This is a genomic window from Desulfosporosinus youngiae DSM 17734 (genome assembly GCF_000244895.1).
In the GTDB taxonomy this organism is placed as follows: domain Bacteria; phylum Bacillota; class Desulfitobacteriia; order Desulfitobacteriales; family Desulfitobacteriaceae; genus Desulfosporosinus; species Desulfosporosinus youngiae.
Genome location: NZ_CM001441.1, coordinates 4,096,483 through 4,118,783 on the forward strand (window position 1 = coordinate 4,096,483; position 22,301 = coordinate 4,118,783).

Here is a 22,301-nt window from a genome sequence, read left to right on the forward strand (position 1 = left end):
TATAACTTATATAAAGATTCTTGACAATATAAACTTTTTTCCAGTTCAAATACAAACGCCGGTTATCCTTAAAAAGAATAACCGGCTTAACTGGCTAATTCGTTTGCTATAAAGTAATCTAACAATTGTTGCTCAATTATCCTTTTCTCAATAGATATAAAGACTGTCTCCTTGATTAAACATTAGTCAAATAAATGACAGGCAACCCAATGGTCAGGTGTAATCTCTTTTAGTATCGGTGCATTTAGTTTGCATCCTTCCAACTCTTTAAAACAACGAGAACAGAAGCGGCAGCCGGCAGGCGGATTAATAGGACTGGGCACATCTCCCTTTAATATAATGCGCTCCTTTTTCTTCTCCGGATTAATAATTGGAATAGCCGATAGAAGAGCCTGAGTATAAGGGTGCAGGGGGTTAGCATAAAGCTCCCTTTTCGGTGCGATTTCCACCAGCTTACCCAGATACATGACACCCACCCGATCGCTGATGTGCTTGACAACGTTTAAGCCATGGGCAATAAACAAGTAGGTAAGCCCGAATTCCGCTTTTAAATCATCCAACAGATTTAAAACTTGGGCTTGAATAGAAACATCAAGGGCGGAAACCGGCTCATCGCAAACGATTAGCTTGGGCTCCACAGCCAGTGCCCGGGCAATACCCACCCTCTGGCGCTGACCGCCGGAAAACTCATGGGGATAGCGGTTTCGCTGGTGTCTTGCCAGTCCAACACAATTTAAAAGAAAGATGACACGCTCTTCGACTTCACTCATCGGCAAGAGCCGATTGATGATGATCGGTTCGGCGATGATATCCCCAATCGTCATTCTAGGATTTAAAGAAGCGTATGGATCCTGGAAAATCATTTGGATATCCTTACAATAGGAATTACGCTGCTTTTTATTCAGAGCAGACAGTTCCTTACCCTCAAAAAACAGTTTCCCGCTTGTAGGGCTGTAAAGATTGACGAGTATTTTACCCAGAGTTGTTTTTCCGCAGCCGGATTCGCCAACGAGACCAAACGCCTCTCCCTTGTTAATGGTAAAGGACACCTCATCAACTGCTTTTAAAACAGAAACGGGCTTCCCGAACCAATCAGTATCAATGGTAAAATGCTTGGAAAGGTCTTGAACTTTCATTAATACTTCGTTCATTTTGCGCTCAATTCCCCTTCCTTGGCCTTGTCATATAGAAAGCAGCGTACCTTATGCCCATTAATGTCCTGCAGTTCCGGCATCTCTTTAGTGCAGCGGTCCATGCAGCGGTCGCAGCGGTCAGAAAAATTACAGCCTGGCGGCATATTCAGAGGGTTGGGCACCATGCCCTTAATCATATATAACCGTTTGTCACTATCATCATCGATCTGAGGGATAGATTGCAGCAAACCTACTGTGTACGGATGCAGCGGTTGGGCAAACAAATCCTTCACAGCAGCTTCCTCCACAATCTTACCGCAATACATCACGATAACCCGGTCGGCAGCTTCGGCAACTACGCCTAAATCATGAGTGATAAGCAAAACAGCCATATGAAATTTTTCTCTCATACGATAAAGCAGCTCTAAAATTTGGGCCTGAATTGTCACATCAAGTGCCGTAGTAGGTTCATCGGCAATCAATAATTCCGGATCGCAAGCAAGGGCCATCGCTGTCATAACCCTCTGGCGCATACCGCCGCTCATCTGATGAGGATAGTCGTTGGCACGTTCAGCGGGCGAAGGTATGCCTACCGTTTCCAGCATTTCAATCGTGCGTGTCAGTGCTTCTTTTTTAGAAATCTTCATGTGAGTCATGATGTTTTCCATGATTTGATCTTTGATACGCCAGACCGGATTTAATGAAGTCATCGGCTCTTGGAAAATCATAGAAATCTTATTGCCCCGTATTTTTTGCAGTTCCTTTTGGCTCATTTTGTTTAAGTCCTGAGACTTAAACAAAATTTCTCCGCCGGCAATTTTGCCGGGTTTCTGTAAAAGTCCCATAATGGAAAGTGATGTTACACTTTTTCCGGAGCCGGATTCGCCGACAATGGCCAGAATCTCGCCCTTATCTATGGTAAAACTGAGATCATCGACTGCTGTAACAGTACCTCGCTTCAGTTTGAATTCCGTCCTCAATTTTTTAACTTCCAGCAACATCCTACTCACCACCCTTATTTTATTCTGGACTTCGGATCAAGAGCATCCCGAAGCCCGTCGCCGAACAGGTTAAACGCCAAGACTGTAAGTGTGATGGCAATCCCCGGAAAAATGAGTGTATAAGGTGCGGTGAAAATAAAGCCCCTTGCTCTGCCCAGCATATCACCCCACTCGGCAAACGGCGGCTGAACCCCCAAACCCAAAAAGCCAAGTGCAGCAGTATCCAGTACAGCACTGGATACACCCAGGGTAGCCCGAACAACAATCAAGGAGATGATATTCGGCAAAATATGCTTGAAAATAATACGACTGTCTCCGTTGCCAATAACCTTAGCCGCTTGAACGTAGTCATTTTCTTTTACGGAGAGAATGCTCCCCCGGACAATACGGGCGTACTCTGGAATGGACACTAAACCAATAGCAATAACAGCTTTGTCCAATCCCTTGCCTAACGCCGCCATAAACGCAATAGCTAACAAAATCGATGGAATAGCCAGCATCATATCCATGACCCGCATAATGACCGCATCCGTCCTTCCACCGCGGTACCCTGCAATAGAGCCTAACAGCACACCAATGGAAAGCGAGATTGCAACAGCCGCAACCCCTACAAACAGAGAGATCTTCGTCCCGTCAAGGATTCTGCTGAACATGTCTCTGCCCAACTGATCTGTGCCAAACCAGTGCTCAGCATTCGGCCATATAAAACTTTTGCTCATATCGGAATAATTAGGGTCATAAGGCAAAATCTGCAGGCCCAACATTTCACTTACCCATACGGTCAGAGCAATCAGTGTCAACATACCGATAATTAGCAATCCCACAACTGCGGCCTTATTCTGCCTGAGCGTTGCCCACATTTCTTTCAGCTGAGATTCCGGTTTCTCCACGTATTCTGCAGCCTGCATCAAATTCTCCTCTGCCTTCGCACTATTATCCTTTTGCATACAAGCTACACCTCTTTTTTCGAATATTTAATACGCGGATCAAGGAATGCATAAATCACATCGACAATCAAATTCATAAGAACAAAAACAGTAGCGATGAGCAATACCACGCCCTGTACCACGGGAAAGTCCGACTTTAAGATGCAGGCCACAGTATAGGCGCCAATTCCCGGCCAGGAAAACACCGTTTCTGTCAGCACGGCACCGCCGAGAAGGCTGCCAAGCTGCAGCCCAATAACCGTGACAATAGGAATAAGTCCATTGCGAAGAGCATGCCTGCCAATGACTCTGCCTTCGGAAATTCCTTTTGCTCTGGCTGTACGAATATAATCCTGCTGCAAGGTTTCCAGCATACTGGATCGGGTCATTCTGGCAATGATGGCCATCGAATACATGGCCAAGGCACTAGCCGGCAGGATCAAATGAATCAAGGTATCTTTAAATGCGTTTATGTCGCCTGTGATCAGGCTGTCAATTAAATAGAAACCTGTAATATCTAAAGGCTGAAGCAATGGGTCGATTCTTCCGCTGGAGGGCAGCCAATGCAAAGTACCCGAGAAGAAAATAATTAACAAAATACCAAGCCAGAAAATTGGCATAGAAACACCGATCAACGCCAGAAACATACCGGCGTTATCAAAAATAGAGTTCTTTTTCACCGCAGAAATCACGCCAATCAGAATACCGAAAAGGGAAGCAAGTAATATGGCGAGCAGAGCTAACTCAATCGTGGCCGGAAAGCGGGCAAAAATCTCTTTAATAACGGGCGCTTTAGTATAATAAGAGTTACCAAGATCGCCGGTAAGGGCACCTGAAATAAAATGCAGATATTGCAGGTAAATAGGATCGTTCAGTCCGTTTGCCTGTCTCCACGCGTCGACAGCTGCCTGCGTTGCATGCTGGCCCAAAACAATCGGAGCAGGATCCGGTGAAAACACGCGCATGATGAGAAATACAATAATGGAAACCCCAATCAATACGGGAATTAACATCAAGATTCGTTTAATGATATATCTGAGCATCAGCCAACAACCTTTCAAATTTAAAACGCTCATATGAGGTATGGAGTAATTTTCCTCCATCTAACTTAAAAAACAAAACCGGGAACCGGTATGAAAACCGGTTCTCGGCAGCTTACACTGAATAAGCATTTCTGCATTTATTGTTTTGATACTCCAACAAACGGAGTAACACCGGTCATATGGAAATAGAAATCCTTGACATCCGGTCTGTAGGCACAGAGTGTTTCAGCGTGGGAAATCGGCAGCCATGCAGCGTCAGCAGCAGCAATTTTTTCCAATTCGGTATAAATTGCATTACGGTCCGGACCTGCAGGCGTAGCTATACCTTTAGCGATTAATTTGTTGAATTCCTCATTCTTGTAGAGTGCTACGTTCATGGTTGGGTCTTCGTGAGCTAAAAGATACATGAAGTTATCCGGATCTCCGTTGTCCCCAATCCAGCCGTAGAAGCAGATGTCATAATTACCGGCTTTTAATTTTTCCTTATAGGTTGTCCAGTCATAAGAATCAATTGTAGCGGTAATCCCAACTTTAGAGAGATACCCTTGGATGGATTCAGCCAGGGCCTGTCCGGTAGCTGAGTTATAGGGTCTGGGGTTAGTATACGTCATGATTTTGACAGATGTCAAACCAGCTTCTTTGATTGCCTTGGCAGCAGCCTCAGGATTATAGGCAACTTGAGCGATACTCTTGTCATAACCCTCGACAAAGGTTGGAAGAATGGAAGTAGCAGGTTCAGAGTAACCCTGATACAGGCTCTTGACCATTTCAGGTACATTAATAGCCTGAGAAACCGCAGCCCTCAGTTTAGCATTGTTAAATGGTGCTTTAGATGTATTGTAAGCCATATAGTTAACGTTCATGCCCGGGGCCTGGAAAATCTTGTTGCCGGCATCTGTGATCTGCTTGACAACGGTGGCATCAATACCATCGATCATATCAGCTTCGCCATTGTTCAGAGCAACCACACGGGCCGAGTTGTCTTTGATGAACTTGAAAATAACGTTCTTGGTAAGGGCCTTGGTTCCCCAGTATTCATCATTGGCAACTAAAACGATGTTTTCGTCCTTTGCCCATTTCACGAACTTGTAGGGACCTGTGCCAACCGGAGCTTGGTTAACATTGTTGTTATTTTCCTTCAATGCTTTGGGGCTAACCATTGGTGCGCTCATAACCATAGCCAGGTTACTGAGGAACGGAGTGCTGGGCTCTGTTAGATTAACTTTTACAGTATTCTTATCCACAACTTCAACATTTTTTACAGATCCATAAACGAACGATCCGTAAGCCATGTCCGCAGTCACTTGAGGCGGTATCTGGCGGTCGATGTTAAACTTCACAGCTTCAGCATCAAAATCAGTGCCGTCATGGAATTTTACACCTTCCTGCAGATGGAACGTATAAGTAAGACCGTCCGTACTTACCTCCCAGGTTTTAGCCAGTGATGCCTCAACTTTTGTCGAATCCTTGTTGTACTTTAGAAGTCCCTCGTAGATATTGATCATAACCTTAGCAGACTCGCCATCGTCAACCAATGCAGGATCAAGTCCTCTTGGCTCCGCACCCTGAGCATAGATTAAGGTATCATTTGCTTTTGGTGCCTCTTTGCCACCATCTGTCTTGGATCCGCAGCCAGCCAAAGAAATACCGACTAGCGCTACAGCCAGAACAAGAGCGACAATTTTTTTCATCTTTCTCATTATTTTTCCTCCCCCTTTTTTAGTATCAAATTCAGAGCACATAAAGCTCTAAATTTCCGCCTTTTTTATAGTATCACTCAAAATTTGTCTGTGCAATAGTTCATTTACTGTTTATGTATATTTTGTACAATCCCTTGAGGATTATTACCGGAAATTATTTCCTTCCAATTTCTCAATGCCTTCTTTAATAATTGCAGGTAATTCCGTTTTCCTCGAATGATTATAGTCATATATGACAATAACTTCTTCTCCGTCAGCCGCTATTCCGATTTTATCGCTAACAATGATGTATTCTATAACAAAGCTCGATTTGCCTAGGGACTTAAGCTTTGCACCCACAGTGATTTGGTCCGGATAGACCAGCGGTTTTCGATAATTGCAAACTGACTGCGCTAATATCTGCCCTATACCCGCACTCTTCAGCTCATCCAGCCCGATCGATTGAATATATTGAATCCGCGCGTTTTCGAAGTATTGGATATAGCAAATGTTTTTTACATGGCTATCGCCGCGCATTTCTTCTTTAGCAAGGGTTATCTTCACTTGGACAGGAAAATCTTTTAAACTTTGTACAGCTTCCGTCATACATTCGGCTCCTTACTTAAAATTTCTAATTCCAATTTTCACAAAGGAATACATCCCTAGTGTATCAGGAAAACCTGCTAAAATCCATTCATAGGCAGATGATTGCAAAAATTAAGACTTCACTTAAATAAGGACTGGTTCAATGTATTGCCCTTCATCCGCAAAACATTGAACCTAATCCCCTGTCACGTATTCCTGATAGTTGTGAAGCAATGCCAGCGTCTAATTCAGCTTGACAATGCTATTGACCGTTTCTTTGACTTCCACGTAGTTTATGCTGATCTCATCACCGATCTTCAGGAAGGGTAATCTTTCCGATAGAGAGATATTCGCAGTGTAAATATCCGCCTGCCCCTCTAACAGGATATAGTAATAGGTATTCCCTTCAATCACCAGATTTTTGATATCGGTAATTTTAGCTGCCAATTCAAACTGTTCCTTGGGTTCTTGAGGATCTTTTTCTGTTGTTCCAATACCTTTATTCGTAAACTTTCCAAGTGTTTCTTCAACCGTTACCCCTATGACGACTTTTTGATAGTCCGCGGCATCTACTAAAGCATACATCTTAATCAGCCCGGCATTATCTTTCAAGGACATGAAATAAACTGGTTCTCCGCTAATATTTAAGAGAATCGGAAAAGTAGAGACATAACCTTTTTCTTGTACCGCACCTTGGGCGCTGTCCATAGCAGAATATTCTTCAGCCGAAGGAATACTGTAAAAACTCGTCTCTTTTGTCCGTAAATTGACCAGAATGAAACCAATATTTGATTCATCGCGCACGACAGAGGTTATTCCTGTGTACAAATAGACGTCATCGTTAACAGCCAGGTAGTTATACCCATCGGTTGTCGCCAAGACCCCTTGCTGCCCAAATAAGGAATTCCAAAATCCTCCTTGATATTTGCCGTTATAATTAACTTGATCTAACACAAGTTCGGATTCAAAAACCCTATCAACCCAAGTAGGAACATCTTCAATACTTATTTTTTGATGCTCTCCCGTTGAGGCATTTAACATGATCACTTCTTTGACATCAGTCCCGCCGAATGGACCAATACTATTTTTGTGAACTGATACAATCCAGTAAGGCGTTCCTTCTTCATCGATTTCAAAGCTAAAGTCCCCAAAAATATCGGTCAGATACTTAAATCTTAAGTATCGTTTAACATAACTTCCAAACCTTTCGCTTTCAGAATACATAATAGTTTGTTTAGGCTTTTCTAAGGTTACCTCTCCGTTAATCATATCGACCACAATATAATTTGGAATTCCGGCTTGCCGATTATTAAGCCATTTGAAAAAGCCGGCATATTCCAGGGGAGATACTCTAACTGGTTTTCCCTGATAATTAATCTGAGTATAATCCGAAGCAACGCTGAATTGTGAAACCAACTCAACAATCTCGCCCATTTTTCGATCCCCTAGCCTTTGAGCTGTATCCCTATCAACGGCCGGGACTTGATCAAAGGTAATTTCTGCAACATCTTGCGAGAAATTTCCTTCCTGCTTTTCAATCAACCCTGCGTATTGTTGGGCATGGAATATGGGCATTGAATAAACTGCCATTATTCCGCCGGCTGCGGCGACCAGCATTGATAGGATAAGCAAAGATGACCAGACCTGCTTCTTCATGGTCATTTTTTTTTCGACAGCCAGTTGCTGCAGAAAGAACAATCCTGCACCCAAGAGAAGGACAAAGGATAAGTATATCCAAAAGCCTAGCGATTGAATATTCATAGGTATGAGCAGAAAGTAATACGAAATTAGGATAAGTGCAAGCCATATGATGACTGTAATAACTCTGCCTGTTGTATTTTTCATATTGTCCTAATCCTTTCTAATTTGTTCAGTTTATTAATTCGAGTAATCAGGCGTTTTAGGTACCACTTAAACACTTCGCTAAAAGTAGTTAAAATCCTTTTTAGGGTAGCAGCCCATGCCGTTGTCTAGGCACCAGCAGAGGATGAAAATATTTAAATCCCTCAAATTACCAGAATAATATTAAGTTCTGTGAACCATACTATGATCATAAGGGTACGTAATGGTTGAGCCAAGATTTATATATGCTCTTTACCGGGTGTGTATGGGTCGGCCAAAGATTATATACAGGTGGTAAAACGCTTGTATCTAGTCGGAGGGAAGATCTTTTAGTGGTGGGGAAAAGCTTTATTGCGGTCGATTCGATTGTCTTAAGGTTCTAACTTATCGTAAAAGGTCGAGCTAAGATTTTACCGGGTGTTGAATGTTCTTACGCAACCATATGTCGGAAGATATATGCATGGGTAAGAAATCCGGTTATATGCAGCCGAGAGGTTGTTTATAGCTGGTTAGATATCTTGTAAGGTCGAACGAATCATGAGTATAGGTGGTAACCTGCTTGATTATGGTCGGAAGATCCTAGTTGGGTAATCAGCGATCTATACTGGTGTTAGGTAGATCATTACGTGCTCTTATTTATCTTTGAAAAATCATTTTTTATCGTTTCTGTAAAGCACCCTAAAAAAATGGGGTGTTTTTATTTTACTTCGGCGAAGGCAGCAGCCTCCCCAGCGAAGTCTCATTTTGCACATCGGCTGAACAAGTTCACTTATCATAATTAACTAATTTCTAAAATGATCGAGGATAGGTTTATTCACGTCATGCGTGTTGCACAAGAAAAAAGCTGCTCACTTGAGCAGCCTTTTAAAATTGATCCCGCAAAGTTCCTCCAGAATTAATGGATAAACGGCTCTAGATTAATCTTCAACAAAACCGAACCTTTAACCGGGTATTATAGGTTTTCAGCAAATACCTTACCACTAGAATGACAAGCCACACATTCCGTAAATACCTAGTAAGGGAATCTTAACGCTTTACGAACCAAACTCGACCAGTCAAAAACCAAGTCTATGGGTAATTGAAACTAATCTGGACAAATCCTCCACTATTTCTTAATAGTTTGGGTTTAACTTTGAACCTATCACAAACTCGTCACTAAGGGGAAATTAGATTTTGAATAAGGATAGACACTGGATTTGACAAACACATCATTGACAGAACGAACTCTTGAATTACGAAACTGAAATGATCAACGTTTCCCAAATGACTAAACTACTTCTCTAACTTAGGTTTTCTAATCGTCAAGAGGAACTTTGCGGGAAATCTTTCGTTAGACAACAAAAACCACCCTTCTAGGCGGCTCCAATTCTTCGAGATTCTGCACCCACTTAATTAATTGCGATGCATAAACCTTCGATGAATCGAAACTTTACCTAGCACGCGACCAACAAGTTCTAAGCAAAACTGAATTTTTGATCAACTTTTATGGTTTTATTATAACAGAATTTTAGCAGCTGTCAAGTGCATAATTCATAGAAATTTAACATCCCAAAATGGGCCTTATCGCTTCTCCATACAATGGGTTCGCTTCTGTGGACGAAGCTGCTTTGCTTGCGGGTCTGGGGATTCTTCCGCATGTTTTTAGGGTCTTTTTTGAGAGTAGACACCCATGCCGCTACCTGAGCGGCATCAGCAAAGGATGAAAAGGAGCTGTGTCCGGGTCGGGCAGCTTCCCCCACATCCGCTTACCGCAGCATTCCGAGGCTCGCTCACTCGCCGGTGCGGGACTTCGCCAAACCTCAGGGTAATACCTGATGTGAACCCGTGGCTCCGTGTCCCCGCACCGTCTTGTGGGCTTTTATCGCCTCTCCATGCAATGGGTTCGCTTCTGTGGACGAAGCTGCCCTGCTTGCGGGTCTGGGGATTCTTCCGCATGTCTTTAGGGTCTTTGGTCTTTAATTTTTCAGGGTAGAGTAGCATTAGAAACCTTGGCCGGTGCCAAACCTTCCATGCATGCCTCAAAATCGTAAGCGCTTACGATTTTGGCATGCATGACCACTATATCGATTACCAAGTAAAAGGGTACCCTATGGTACCCCAAAAACTTATAGTGTATTTTAAAGCTTGTGTCAAAAACATTCCTAAATAATTCCAACTACAAACCTGCCTGCTTAGGTTTATAGTTTATAATGATCCCGATTGCCATAATAACAGTAAAAATAATAAGGTAGTAGCCCACTGCTTTACCATGGGCATAATATGCAGCAACCACCATGAAGATGCAGGCACAAACAGCAAGCGATGGCATAAGAAAACGTCTGAAGAAATTTAAAGACTGCTCTTTTATCATCATCATAATAAATATCGGGATATACATAGCATAAATGGTAACAATGGGGAGTTCAGAGCTGTCAAAACTAAATGGACCGAACCAAGGGACAGCTGTCAGATTTGCACCGTAAAAGTACAACAGCCATACACCACTTAGCAGGACACCTAAAATAGAGGAGTTAGCCGGCATATTGGTGTTGATATCGATTTGTTTCAAAACTTTTGGCAGTGGCCCTAAATTTCTGGCCGCCAATGAGTAGAAACCACGTGTACAGCCCATCATCAGACCATTTAACGTACCCAAACATGAAATTACAACGAATACGAACAGAACAGTACCTCCTATCTCGGAGAATACCGTAGAAAATGCCAGCTTTGCTCCCGTTTCGCCGCCTTTCATCATAACGCTGTTACTAACAGCACCTGCAAGTCCTGTATAGTAGAGAATATAAATCAACGCTACAAATGATGTTCCAAAGGTAAGTGCCAGAGGCAGGTTTCTCTTGGCATCCTTCAGCTCGGCATTAATACTGGTTGCTATAATCCATCCTTCATAAGCGAAAGAGGTTGCGACAACAGCGGTAAATAGCGGATTAGTGCTAGCCACATCAGCAATGACACCACTAGTGAAGTTACTGACCAAAATACCATTGCTTAGGCCAACGATGGTTCCGACAACAGCCATTAGAGCAAGCGGAATAAGTTTAATTATAGTTGTAGAGACTTGGAACTTGCCGGCGAGCTTTGGAGAAAGAGCGTTTAAAGCAAAGCTTCCGACCAGATAAAAACCAGAAATCGCCATGGCTTCAGGGCCTACAATATCCCATCCCAGCAGGACGCATGTGTATCTGGCTGAAACCCATGCAAGTACAGAGGTTAAGGTTGGATAGTAGATAGCAGCCATAAACCAACCAATGAAATAGGCATAGTTACCGCCAAGAGTTGCTTCAGCATAGTCAACGATACCATTTACTTTCTCATATCTGGTGGCCATGGTTGCAAAAACATAAGCACAAATAATCATTATTATTCCGCCTAACATCCATGCCAAAATCCCCTTGGGAAGATCGCCGCCCGTAGCGATTAAAACCTTCTCCGCCTTAAAAAATACCCCGCTGCCGATGACAATACCGATAACCATTGCTATAGCGGTTAAAAGACCATACTTTTTCTGCAGTTCGTTTTCCATAAACATCTCCTTATAAGTAGAATTTTATAGTTAAAATTACTTCGAACATACTTACATAATGTAACACGATATCAATAAAAAATACACTGAGTTATGTAAATTATCTATACACAAAAAAGGCCACTCTTTGAGCGGCCTCTATAATAACAGTTTAAACATATTTCACTGAATCTTCACAACAACACCCTACTATTCCAGAGTTATGCAGTGCGCCGGGCAACCTTCGGCGGCCTCTTTGGCAGCTTCCTCAAACTCTGGAGGAACCGGGTTGGTATAAGCAACCGCTAACCCATCGTCCTCCATTTTAAATACTTCCGGGCAGAACTCAGGGCAGGATTCGCACCCTATGCACTCATCTTTGTTTACTTCAGCAATCATAACACAACCTCCTCAATTTTTTCTCTCTTTAATTAAAATGTCTATTCCCCAAATCAGTTTATCATAGTAAAGGTTCCTTAGAAAGTACACTTTCCTCCTAGTACTCTTTTTATTTCTTCGTTTTTGTTTTGCTGTGCGCCATCTTCACTGACTATGACCCCCACTTTCCTTCAAACATGCTCATCCTGGCCGTTCAGGTCAGCATAAAACAGTTGATAGGCTTTCTCATAGTTCCTATAAAAGTAAATGTCCGTTATGCTAAAACCAAAACAAGCCTTGACCATGCGTATACTTTTGATTGACTTATAGTCAACAAATGAGACATCATTGGCCTTGCTCTGGAAAAGCTCCTTTATATAATTACGCAAGCTTGAATTACCCACATTGTTAAAGAAGTAGTAATGTGTTTCAGGCTGCCTGGACATTACTCCCTTACTTAAACCTAGGGCAAGATTGCATTTTGCGTAAAGATCCTCAACCACCTGCTTGCCTTTAGCCGGCTGGGTTTGGGTAAGAGTTTCCAACAATTGTTCTAAGGAAAGGGTTTGAATATGGGTCTGCCCCAGCAATTTCCTGGTGTTATTCAATAATGACTTAACCACTTCTTTCAGGAGTTTCCCATCTTCCCGGAAAATGGATGGATCGTTATCTCTGAAAATCCTTGCTAAGGCAACATTAGAAATTTCGTCTTTTTGGTTTTCGTTAAACCGATCTTTAACCAAGCCGATCAGGCCATCCTCACCTGCTGCAACAAGTCTCTTCTGTTCCGCATTACAAATATCAGATAAAGCCTTTTTCAAACTCAGGATGTTCTCTTCCTGTCTAAGAACGATGGCATACAGATCACTGGCACAGCTAAGGTAAGCCCTCAGGATTTCCCTTAGTTGATCGTAGACAACAGCCTTTTGCAGCAGCTCATATTTCACCTCAATTAAGCGCTGTAAAAAGTTATTTTTCTTGTTTCCGAGTCCCAGCAACCCTTTTTTGTCCGGTTCTATTTCCAGTCTGGATAGAGCCTGCTGAGAAGCACGGTCTGCCCTTTGGCGCAATGCGTCGCTCCGAACCATTAACTCATTGATTTTTAACTCGAGGTGCTTAATAAGGCTTTGCTTGTTGTTTCCTTCATCAGATCTTAGCAGGCACTTAACAAAAAACAAGCCGCGCCTTTCATTTTGCAAATAACCTCTCAGAATTCTTCTAAAACCTTCTAATTGCTTGGGGAGATAGCCTTCTGTAATTTGTCGGGCAGACTTAATAATTCTTTCCTCAAAAATCAGTTCAGCCTTATCACCCATCAGTAATTTTTCAGCTGTATCCAAAGTTTCCGCAGACAGTTCTTTAACAACGTTTTTCTCTAAGCGAAGGTGAATTTCTTCGATATCTTTGAGGGTCTCCTTAACAGGCGAATAGACTTCGGACCCCAATGCTTCAATTCCAACGTTATCGATTTCTAATTCGCTCAGCACGGATTCCCAGTCCTGACTGATGTACCCGGCCTTGCCCTTGTTTGAGCTATAGATTTCTTGCAAAAGGTACCAACAGGTATAACAGAAAATCGGAGTGATCTTAATGGATTTTTTGCTGTACCCTATTGCCGCATAACGCGGCAGACCATTGGGCAGAGTTGGGGCAGGCATCTGCAGGGAATTAAAAATTCTTGCTTCATTGAATTGTGAACTGCTTTTCAGATAGACTAGCACGGCTAACATCTCTGCCTTACTGAACTCACCCTCAACAGTCTTTAAGATAGGAGAGAAATTTTCGTTAAAATCGGAGTACAAGTAAGATATGGCTAAAATCGGCTTATCCCGAATAAGTCTGTTCGCTCTCTGCCCAGGCAAGCTCCCCAGGCCGATCTCAAATTTAAAGTTAGGAGACGACATATAGTTAATCTCTTGCCAAGCGGCAAAAACCCCTGCCTGTTCCTGTTTGGTCTTCAGCATCGCACTTTGAAAAAACAGGCCCGTAAATTCGATCCCGGTATTAGCTGCAAAAAAACTGTTGAGCTTGTCTTCCAACAAACATAAAAGCATGGGACAGCCTGCAAATAAGTTCTCAGCCAAATCACTAACGACATAGATCTTTAGATTAGCACTGGTCTTTCCCATGACATTCATAAGCCGCGTGTTAAGTACTTCTAACGTTCCTGAAATGTAGTCTGTCCTTTCCAAGAGTTTCTCTTGTACCCTGCTCCGGGGTATATGGCAATCTTCCATAACAATATACTCAATCTGGTCATCCCTTCCCGGACAATTAGCGTCAATTAAGGCCAGACCGGTATAGTTGTCAGAGGAAACCCCAATCGTAACGAGTTGGCGCATTATCTGGGAGACCATTTTCGCTCCCTGGTTGCCTATACCTGCTAACAGCACACAAGAGTTGAGGTTGAGTGGGGCTCCCGAATCCCCTCTACATTCCAGCTCAAGATGCTCCTGGTCAATATACCTGCGGATCTGCTCGGCAAGTGCGGTCTTTACATCCAAGATATTGAGCATGTCGTACCCTCCGCTCAGTAAACACTTGTCAAAAAGTTAACCCTGTCCAGAGCCTCCGTCAAAAACGCCAGGTGTTTCTCATCGACCGCTTTGCCGGCAAGTTTTTTATCATCAAAATAGGCCTTGATCCCCACAAACTCCTCTTTTAGCCCGACCAAACGCTGTTTAATGATACCCCCATCCATCTCATTCCGTTTCGCCCTATCTGCACGTATTAGTTTTTGAATTTGGCGTTCAGGCTTTCTGCAGTAAGTATCAAAGGCAATTAAATAAAAATCTTCATGTTCCAGCTTATCCGCTAAGGGAGACCATACTTCCTCATCCGGATCATTGTGATACAGCAGCTTGGGGCCTGCCCAGTACAAGGTGCCGCTTACCAGGGCTAAGATCAAATTGTTTAATCTCTCCCGCTTCAATTTTTCTTCCCGGCCTATTCGTTCTATTCTCTCAAGTTCCAGGTCTGCCTGCATAATTTCCTTAAGTTGTGTCTTTACGATCTCTGAATAACTGGGCACCCGCAAGAAATTGTCTTCCGCTGATTCAAGATCAATACTCTGAAAAATCGGAATTAGCTGTACAGGCATGTCAAAAATATGAGTGCGATTCTGAACAGTTACCGGCGGAAGCTGCTTGATCTTAAATTTTGGTTTAACGTTACTATCTTCTACAATCATTCCAAGGTCTAAAGCCCGCCTGAACAACTCTCGTTTATCCCGGTTCCGTTCCATTCGATTTGCCGGGTCTGCCTTGTCGGGAAAGGGCGAAGGAAAAGCACGCCATTCGTCCCGTAAATGGATGCCTGGATCATTGGGGGCCCGGTATTCATAGATAGTCTCTAAACTCCGAAGTCTGCTATAAGCAAAGAGCGGAACACCAATCGATGTAGTTACCCAATAAATACTGTGTTTTACTTCGCTGCTGGCTACTTGTTCAGATGTACCTTTAACCTCCGCCTTTTCCACATAGTCTGAAAAGGCACTGTGCAGCTTTTCGCAATTCTCAGGTATCGAAACCGTAAAGTGAGTAGGGAAATCGTTCAAACTCGCGGTGACTGTGTTATCTATATGGAAAATCGGAGCTGAACCGTTGTGCAATTTGGGGCCAATTTCCAGAGACACAATGTCCTCGAAGGTCATGTTGCCATATTTCTCTTGCAAATAAGTTTCTAAGCTTTTTAAAGCCACCTCGCTGAACTTATTCGAAACGAAATAAGACATCATTCTAACAACCTCTTTGCCTTGATTATCAAGCCAATCAATTGAGTTTTTCTGCAAGTCTCGCAAAAACTCCTGAGTTATATAGAGAATTTCCTCCCGGCTTTTCTCGTTTAAAATTTCACCAATCTCTTTGATCCAATCCTGCGGCTCTAGAACATTCCAGGTAGAAACCTCAAGATTGGGGTTTTTAGTGTTTTTCAGATTGGCAACAATCTCCGCATTACTTTTCAATACTTCGGTGAGTTGTCTGATAATATCAACCCAGACTTGGTATACTCCTGTATTCAGCACTCGAAGATCATTAGCAAGTTCTTCATAGATTGGCAGTACAAGCGCATTGATGACTTTCGCCATTAATGCGGCCTTATACTCCTTAATCTTAGTCTGAACATACGTTTCCCAGTTGTTCTTACGACTGAAATTGAACAATGCAGGAAGGGTTTTGGGGAAGAGAGCCGCTGCACTTTCTTTCCTGATCTGCCTTTCACTCTCCTTATTCTTTTGTTCTTGCTCAGCATCCTGCATTAACTGATCAATCCTGCGCAGCACACAATCTTCGCCAGGTGAGAAGAGCAGCCGGTTAACAAAGACCGGCCCCTTTTCCGGATTAACGAATAACTGATCCAGTTCTTTTCTGATTCTTTCCTTCAGATCTTTATAAGCTTCCTTAGCATTATTTTTAGCTTTGCCGTCTTGAACGTGGTCCAGAAAAGCACGCATTTCTTTCGCCAGCTGTTCATCGAGGTCAATTTTTCCGGCGTTTTCAGCGCTGTAGTAAGGATTCTGCTGCCACCCGGACAACAAGCTTAACCCATCCGCAAAATAACGCTGGATTAAATCCTCGTGACCCAACTCTAACTTTTCGATAAAAGCGCCGATGTCCCCTGTGCCCGGTTCATTCTCTTCAATGATTTTGATCCGTTCCATTAAAATATACCCGGCATAATTCATCATTTGTTCGATTGGAATTTGATACGAGCCGGCCCCGAGAATGAAGTACTCGTAGTTTGCTTGAAAAGGGGGCTTCATGCCGGAAAAAATATTAAGCTTAATTTGGTCCAAATTAGACAAGAAAGCCGGCAGGGTGAACGTCGTGTTCTGTACCTTACCTTTACTAATAAAATGGACCAGGTTTTCAGTGACGATTTCCATACAGTTGCTTTTGGGGTCCGTTAATAAGATGTTATTCCTGTCAATCGATGAAATCAGGTAACAATAATTGTACGGAGCGGCAACCAAGCTGTGCGAATAATTCTTAGTATACTCCTGGACAAAGGGTTGTCCGTGGTCTGTCATCCAATAATCAAGTTCTTTCAAGGCCGCAAAGCCATTGGATTGAACAAAGTCTGCTTTATTTTCCTTCATGTTTACATCCGGCAAAAATAAATATCCGATGGTCTTCAGCCGGTCTAAGGCACCCATCTGCTGGGCAATCGATCGTACAATATAAGGGACGTCAATAAAGGTGCCTCCGCCCGTGCCCCCGGATAAGCCGCTTAAGACAAAGACATACAGATTCCCTTTTTTGCCTTGCAGAACGCTGTTTAACTTACGCTCAATCATATTGACCACATCTGTCATGCGTAAGAATAAAGCCAATCTGCCCATCTGGCGAATCCCATTGGCCCCTTGATCAAAATCGTTAGGACTCAAATCAGGACTTAACCAGTCTGTGATTGTGCGGGGCAGCCCGGCTCGATTAGCCAGCATCCTTGGTACTGCGGGAGTGTAAATCCTTAAAAACTCAGTTGAGGTGTTAAGCTCGATGGATCGGCCGGAATTTTTATCATCGTCATAAACTATATGCTCATCCGTATCCAAACCAAGGTACTCAATATTATCCGGTTTGTCTTTATAGTGGCCTGTCGCACTGTCACGGGGCAGATTAAAACGGCGGTAGACGGCATTCTTTACTTTGCTCAGAGCTGTTACCCCTGTCCCCCCCAGCCCAATGACAAGGATTGGGTTGGGAATCGCATCAACCCTGGAAAGGTCGCTGGTTATCCCGCTTTTATTGAGCCGGAGCTGGTTAAGATTTTCTGCTAAACGCATATCCATTGCTCATACACCTTCCTAGTCTTGTTTATCCTTTAAAACGCTATAAAGCGACCTTCTACTTTAAGCGAGTGAACGGCCGACACCACTCGGAGAGAGCATCCATTGGGCAGCTGAACGGTTTGACTTGGCGCGACCTTTTCTCCATTGACACTCACCGCTGCCTCCCCACTGCCCCCTTCACAGTAGCTAAGACAGACTCCTTGCCTATTTCTTGAGATGACTATTTTGTCGAACGGGCCTGTGGAATTCTCCGTCAATTTGCTGATAGTAACCGAGGTTCCGTAAGGGGCAAGCAGTTTGCTTTGCCGCATTTCTTCCCTGCCGGTTTCTGTATTGATTACCCTAAGGCTGATTTTGCCGAAAAGCAGCTTCGGTTTGGTAGCTTCGATGAACTCGGGAACCCCTTTCAGGCAGATAAGAACAAGGGCAGCCACTGCTACGATTCCTGACAAAATCCAAAGGGGGCTCCAAGGAAAGAGGTTCTTAAAGGACGTTTCTGCCAACCCATGATTCCCGGTTATCTGAATCGTTTGAGGCTCACTCTTTCTGCTTAATGCTTTGCCTTCCGCTTGCACATAAACCTGATAGTTTCCTGGCTTCTCAAACTTAATTTTTCCTTGATAATCCGTTTCTCCGGCCGTAAGAGGTACTTTCTTGGAAATATCCCCCGATTCATTCTCGACAACAGCCACTGCAGACAGATCTTTGTATAAATTTTTATCCTCAATCACCCTGCCTTGTCTCCAAAAGTGTGCTTTAACTATGATTTCCTCTCCGGTAGAACTGCTCGGCGAAAGCTTATCCAGGCTGATCCCTAAATCGTAGTTATAAAGCAGGCTGATCTTAGCCTCATTAGTTTGCGTTCCTTTGACCAGGAACCTCCATTGGCCTTGCTCAGGATTTAGAATCTTATAGGACATGTAATTCCGGGAGGGGGAGGCAATATACCTATTGTCATCCCAGAAAGCCTCTCTGCCATCCGGCTTAATTAACTTGACTTGTACATCCTGGTCACTGCGAATTACAAGATCGGCTTCTGCAACACTGCTGTTTGTAACGTCGAAACTATAAGTATCGAAATTCTCACTCCAGGCAGTTCTATCCGGTTCGAGGGATAATAATTTACCGCCCAGAGCATCTGTATAGACATTACTGATCACATTCGGAAGATCGTCAGCCTTATCGACGATATACGACTTGCCGCCGGTCTTTTCAGCGATATAGGACAACATATCCTGATCGACCGAGCCGTCTGCATTCAGGCCAATAGCATAGACGGGAATCTCCTTATTCCGAGCTGTCTCAAGGGCCTGCTCCAAGTCCCGCCGGGAAATATCCGGTGTTCTATCACTTCCGTCGAAATCGTTCTTCCCATCGGTTAAGAGGATGATGACCGGATTTTCCAAGGTTTTTAATCCTGAAAGCATCAAAACCCCTTCCTTAAGGCCGCTTGAAATATCTGTGCTTTGTCCCTTGGGCATACCTAAACCATCAAGGTAATATTTAAGCTTATTTTTTTCTCCTTGCCCATTTAGATCAGTTATATCAAGCCGGTCTGTAACCTTATCCGTATATTGCACTAAGCCAATCTTACTCCCCTTTTGAACCATCAAATCAATGATCAGCTTAGCCGCTTCCTGAGACAGCCGGTTCGGATCAGAGTGCTGCAAACTTCCGGTTCGGTCCAGGACAATGACCAGATTGATAACTGCTTGGTTATGGTCGTCGGAACTGCTTCGTGCTGTAACGGGATTCAAACATATAGTTACGAGAAACACACTTAAGATTAGAAACACAATCATACTCTTTCCTGAGTTCATATCATTCTCCCCCGCTGAAATTCCAAGTTTCGTTCCCGTTATGGGTTGTCTGAAACTTCAAGCTTATACAGTTTATTTTAGAGGATGAGTAATATGAGTGATTTCCATTTTTCTTCCTTATTAATATAGGGAAAATCCCAAACGTTTGGGATTTTGGAACAAGCATGACCACTATATCGATCAACAAGTAAAGGGTACCCGATGGTACCCCCAAAGACTTACTTTCTAACATACTAAAAGAATCCCTTAAAGGCCGCAACAAGCCTTTAAAGGATTCTTTTTTTCTTCATATTCTCCGATATTATCCAAATACAGCCGGATAATAGGTGACCCAGCCTCCAGCTAAATTCCTAACCTTAGTAAATCCGTGCTGTGTTAAGATTCGATACGCTAAGTAGCCGCGTAACCCGATTTCGCAGTATACAATGATTTCCTTATCTTTAGGCAGTTCGGATAAGCGGCCGCGAAGTTCATCGATCGGTATATGCAGGGAACTCCGAATGAATTTACTTTTCCGTTCCTCTTCGGTCCGTACGTCAATGATACACAGCTCTTTCATATTCATCTTACTTAATTCAGTCCACTGTATCATGCGTACATCCCCGTTAATAATGTTTTCAGCCACATAGCCGGCCATGTTAACCGGATCTTTAGCGGATGAAAAGGGCGGAGCATACGCCAATTCGAGTTCCTGCAAATCATAGATGGTTCCTTGACGACGGATCACGCCGGCGATATCGTCAATTCGTTTATCAGCACCCTGAGCTCCGACAATTTGAGCCCCCAGGACCCGGCCGCCGCTTCGTTCGAAGATAAGCTTAACCGATAATCTTGTCGATCCCGGATAATACATAGCATTGGAGCTGGAGTGAGTAAAGGAAATCTCATAAGGAATTCCTAATTTCTTCAGCAATTTTTCGTTGGCACCGGTGGAGGCGGCCACTAAATCAAAGACCTTGGCAATAGCTGTCCCCTGGGTACCTTCATACTTGCTGTCCCGCCCGGCAATAATGTCGGCGACAATACGTCCTTGCTTATTGGCGGGTCCGGCCAAGGGTAAGAGCGCCGCCTGTCCTGTTACGAAGTGCTTTACCTCAATAGCATCCCCAACAGCGAAAATATTCGGGTCTGACGTCTGGAGCCGTTCATTAACTTTTATTCCGCCTAGTTCCCCGATCTCTAATCCAGCTTCCTTCGCTAATTTAATTTCAGGTTTTACACCAATAGCCATAATAATCAAATCGGTTTCAACCTGCGCTCCGCTTTGGAGGGTTATGGTGGTTGACTTACCGTTTTTAGCAAAGGATTGTACCCCGTCTTCTAATATAAGGTTGACACCTTTGTTAAAAATTTGCTCATGTAAGATTGCGGCCATTTCATAATCCAGAGGAGCCATGACCTGGTTGCTCATTTCGATAATCGTTGTCTCTACTCCTCTGGCATGGAGATTTTCAGCCATTTCCAAGCCGATAAAACCCCCACCTATGACCGCGGCTGTTTGAGGCTGCTGCTCGTCGATATAGTTCTTAATTTGGTCAATATCTGTAACATTACGCACCACAAGGGCTTGGACATCGTCGATCCCCGGAATCGGAGGGCGAAGGGCGGCTGCTCCCGGAGAAAGAATCAACTGGTCATAGGATTCGCGATAAGTCCTGCCATTGGCCTCTTGAACCTCGACAACTTTCTCTTCAGGAAAAACCCGGGTAACCTCACTATAAATCCGCACATCAATTCCAAAGCGTTGTACCATTCCTTCAGGCGTTTGCACTAAAAGAGCATCCCGCTCGGCGATGACCCCGCTAACATAATAGGGCAAGCCGCAGTTAGCATAGGAAATATGTTCTCCGCGCTCAAAAATAATGATTTCCATCTCTTCATCTAAACGACGCAGGCGTGCTGCGGCACTGGCTCCTCCAGCCACTCCGCCGACAATGAGTACCTTTTTGCCCATCAAAAACATCCCTTCAGCTATAAATTTAACCTTAGATTTAACGACATTATTTTATGAAAATAATAACATGGTTATTGGCATTTGACAATAATTGTGTTACTCTCATCTGTGATAGAATCACAATATCCATGCGAGAGGAGAATCCTATGCCTAGGCCGGTAAAATGGAGAAGGGTTGAGTATATTCCTGAAAATAAATATTTTGCGCCCTGTTCAAAGGGAAAATGCGGCTGTTTTGAGGGGCTCGATGAGGTTCAGCTTAAAATCGAAGAATTAGAAGCCATGAGACTCAAGGATATAGAAGAGCTTAATCAAGAAGAGTGCGCAGCCAGGATGCAGATTTCCCGACAAACCTTTCAAAATATTATCGATGAGGCAAGAAAGAAAGTCGTGACAGCACTCATGGAAAATCAAGCGATCAGGATCGGAGGAGGACATTACACCAGAAATGTCTGCGAGTTCAAATGTATTTCCTGTGGGAATGAAACTCAAATGACCTATGAGGAACATGGTCCTGTGTGCCATCATTGCGGCTCAAACAGGGTCGTGTGTAATAAAAAGAAATGTATCACCCAGTGTGAACGATGACACCTCACTCTACAGACGTGTGAGATTTAAAAAGACCTCTGCTGAATTCTTTTTCAGCAGAGG

Annotated in this window: 14 protein-coding genes; 1 reads left to right on the forward strand and 13 read right to left on the reverse strand. The window is 43.5% G+C overall.

What is annotated here, in order from left to right; translation table 11 throughout:
* Positions 1 to 182: 182 nt before the first annotated feature.
* The 13 genes from DESYODRAFT_RS18970 to DESYODRAFT_RS19035 all read right to left on the reverse strand — a co-directional run bounded on the left by DESYODRAFT_RS18970 (position 183) and on the right by DESYODRAFT_RS19035 (position 21,651).
* A complete protein-coding gene (locus DESYODRAFT_RS18970; protein WP_007785534.1) occupies positions 183 to 1,151 on the reverse strand; it encodes an ABC transporter ATP-binding protein in 969 nt (322 codons plus the stop codon).
* Complete coding sequence (locus DESYODRAFT_RS18975) at positions 1,148 to 2,134, reverse strand: ABC transporter ATP-binding protein (RefSeq protein ID WP_007785535.1); 987 nt, start codon at positions 2,132 to 2,134, stop codon at positions 1,148 to 1,150. Before DESYODRAFT_RS18975 ends, DESYODRAFT_RS18970 begins: the two co-directional genes overlap by 4 nt.
* Positions 2,135 to 2,148: 14 nt before the next feature.
* Positions 2,149 to 3,081 carry an ABC transporter permease gene (locus DESYODRAFT_RS18980; RefSeq protein ID WP_007785536.1) on the reverse strand — a complete coding sequence of 311 codons (933 nt, stop codon included), beginning with the start codon at positions 3,079 to 3,081 and terminating at the stop codon, positions 2,149 to 2,151.
* 5 nt (positions 3,082 to 3,086) lie between these two features.
* Positions 3,087 to 4,103, reverse strand: a complete 1,017-nt coding sequence (locus tag DESYODRAFT_RS18985) for an ABC transporter permease (protein WP_007785538.1) — start codon at positions 4,101 to 4,103, stop codon at positions 3,087 to 3,089.
* 137 nt (positions 4,104 to 4,240) lie between these two features.
* The gene (locus DESYODRAFT_RS18990; protein ID WP_007785540.1) at positions 4,241 to 5,803 is read right to left on the reverse strand and encodes an ABC transporter substrate-binding protein; all 1,563 of its coding nucleotides are present in this window, start codon (positions 5,801 to 5,803) and stop codon (positions 4,241 to 4,243) included.
* A gap of 144 nt (positions 5,804 to 5,947) precedes the next feature.
* Positions 5,948 to 6,388 carry an acyl-CoA thioesterase gene (locus tag DESYODRAFT_RS18995; protein ID WP_007785541.1) on the reverse strand — a complete coding sequence of 147 codons (441 nt, stop codon included), beginning with the start codon at positions 6,386 to 6,388 and terminating at the stop codon, positions 5,948 to 5,950.
* 222 nt (positions 6,389 to 6,610) lie between these two features.
* Positions 6,611 to 8,212 carry a hypothetical protein gene (locus DESYODRAFT_RS19000; protein WP_007785542.1) on the reverse strand — a complete coding sequence of 534 codons (1,602 nt, stop codon included), beginning with the start codon at positions 8,210 to 8,212 and terminating at the stop codon, positions 6,611 to 6,613.
* 2,152 nt (positions 8,213 to 10,364) lie between these two features.
* A complete protein-coding gene (locus DESYODRAFT_RS19010) occupies positions 10,365 to 11,729 on the reverse strand; it encodes an APC family permease (protein WP_007785544.1) in 1,365 nt (454 codons plus the stop codon).
* A 189-nt stretch (positions 11,730 to 11,918) separates the two neighbouring features.
* Complete coding sequence (locus DESYODRAFT_RS19015) at positions 11,919 to 12,107, reverse strand: ferredoxin (protein ID WP_007785546.1); 189 nt, start codon at positions 12,105 to 12,107, stop codon at positions 11,919 to 11,921.
* Positions 12,108 to 12,277: 170 nt separating this feature from the next.
* On the reverse strand, positions 12,278 to 14,602 hold the full coding sequence (locus tag DESYODRAFT_RS19020) for a hypothetical protein (RefSeq protein ID WP_007785549.1): 2,325 nt from the start codon (positions 14,600 to 14,602) through the stop codon (positions 12,278 to 12,280).
* A gap of 14 nt (positions 14,603 to 14,616) precedes the next feature.
* On the reverse strand, positions 14,617 to 17,877 hold the full coding sequence (locus DESYODRAFT_RS19025) for a tubulin-like doman-containing protein (protein ID WP_007785550.1): 3,261 nt from the start codon (positions 17,875 to 17,877) through the stop codon (positions 14,617 to 14,619).
* A gap of 32 nt (positions 17,878 to 17,909) precedes the next feature.
* The gene (locus DESYODRAFT_RS19030; protein WP_007785551.1) at positions 17,910 to 19,697 is read right to left on the reverse strand and encodes a vWA domain-containing protein; all 1,788 of its coding nucleotides are present in this window, start codon (positions 19,695 to 19,697) and stop codon (positions 17,910 to 17,912) included.
* A gap of 301 nt (positions 19,698 to 19,998) precedes the next feature.
* Positions 19,999 to 21,651, reverse strand: a complete 1,653-nt coding sequence (locus DESYODRAFT_RS19035) for an FAD-dependent oxidoreductase (protein WP_007785553.1) — start codon at positions 21,649 to 21,651, stop codon at positions 19,999 to 20,001.
* Positions 21,652 to 21,797: 146 nt separating this feature from the next.
* Here DESYODRAFT_RS19035 and DESYODRAFT_RS19040 point away from each other — a divergent pair, with 146 nt between their 5' ends.
* The gene (locus tag DESYODRAFT_RS19040; RefSeq protein ID WP_007785555.1) at positions 21,798 to 22,238 is read left to right on the forward strand and encodes a DUF134 domain-containing protein; all 441 of its coding nucleotides are present in this window, start codon (positions 21,798 to 21,800) and stop codon (positions 22,236 to 22,238) included.
* Positions 22,239 to 22,301: the final 63 nt, after the last annotated feature.

Coding starts and splice junctions, on each gene's coding strand:
- DESYODRAFT_RS18970 (WP_007785534.1), bottom strand. CDS start 1,151: ATGAACGAAGTATTAATGAAAGTTCAAGACCTTTCCAAGCATTTTACC.
- DESYODRAFT_RS18975 (WP_007785535.1), bottom strand. CDS start 2,134: ATGTTGCTGGAAGTTAAAAAATTGAGGACGGAATTCAAACTGAAGCGA.
- DESYODRAFT_RS18980 (WP_007785536.1), bottom strand. CDS start 3,081: ATGCAAAAGGATAATAGTGCGAAGGCAGAGGAGAATTTGATGCAGGCT.
- DESYODRAFT_RS18985 (WP_007785538.1), bottom strand. CDS start 4,103: ATGCTCAGATATATCATTAAACGAATCTTGATGTTAATTCCCGTATTG.
- DESYODRAFT_RS18990 (WP_007785540.1), bottom strand. CDS start 5,803: ATGAGAAAGATGAAAAAAATTGTCGCTCTTGTTCTGGCTGTAGCGCTA.
- DESYODRAFT_RS18995 (WP_007785541.1), bottom strand. CDS start 6,388: ATGACGGAAGCTGTACAAAGTTTAAAAGATTTTCCTGTCCAAGTGAAG.
- DESYODRAFT_RS19000 (WP_007785542.1), bottom strand. CDS start 8,212: ATGAAAAATACAACAGGCAGAGTTATTACAGTCATCATATGGCTTGCA.
- DESYODRAFT_RS19010 (WP_007785544.1), bottom strand. CDS start 11,729: ATGGAAAACGAACTGCAGAAAAAGTATGGTCTTTTAACCGCTATAGCA.
- DESYODRAFT_RS19015 (WP_007785546.1), bottom strand. CDS start 12,107: ATGATTGCTGAAGTAAACAAAGATGAGTGCATAGGGTGCGAATCCTGC.
- DESYODRAFT_RS19020 (WP_007785549.1), bottom strand. CDS start 14,602: ATGCTCAATATCTTGGATGTAAAGACCGCACTTGCCGAGCAGATCCGC.
- DESYODRAFT_RS19025 (WP_007785550.1), bottom strand. CDS start 17,877: ATGGATATGCGTTTAGCAGAAAATCTTAACCAGCTCCGGCTCAATAAA.
- DESYODRAFT_RS19030 (WP_007785551.1), bottom strand. CDS start 19,697: ATGAACTCAGGAAAGAGTATGATTGTGTTTCTAATCTTAAGTGTGTTT.
- DESYODRAFT_RS19035 (WP_007785553.1), bottom strand. CDS start 21,651: ATGGGCAAAAAGGTACTCATTGTCGGCGGAGTGGCTGGAGGAGCCAGT.
- DESYODRAFT_RS19040 (WP_007785555.1), top strand. CDS start 21,798: ATGCCTAGGCCGGTAAAATGGAGAAGGGTTGAGTATATTCCTGAAAAT.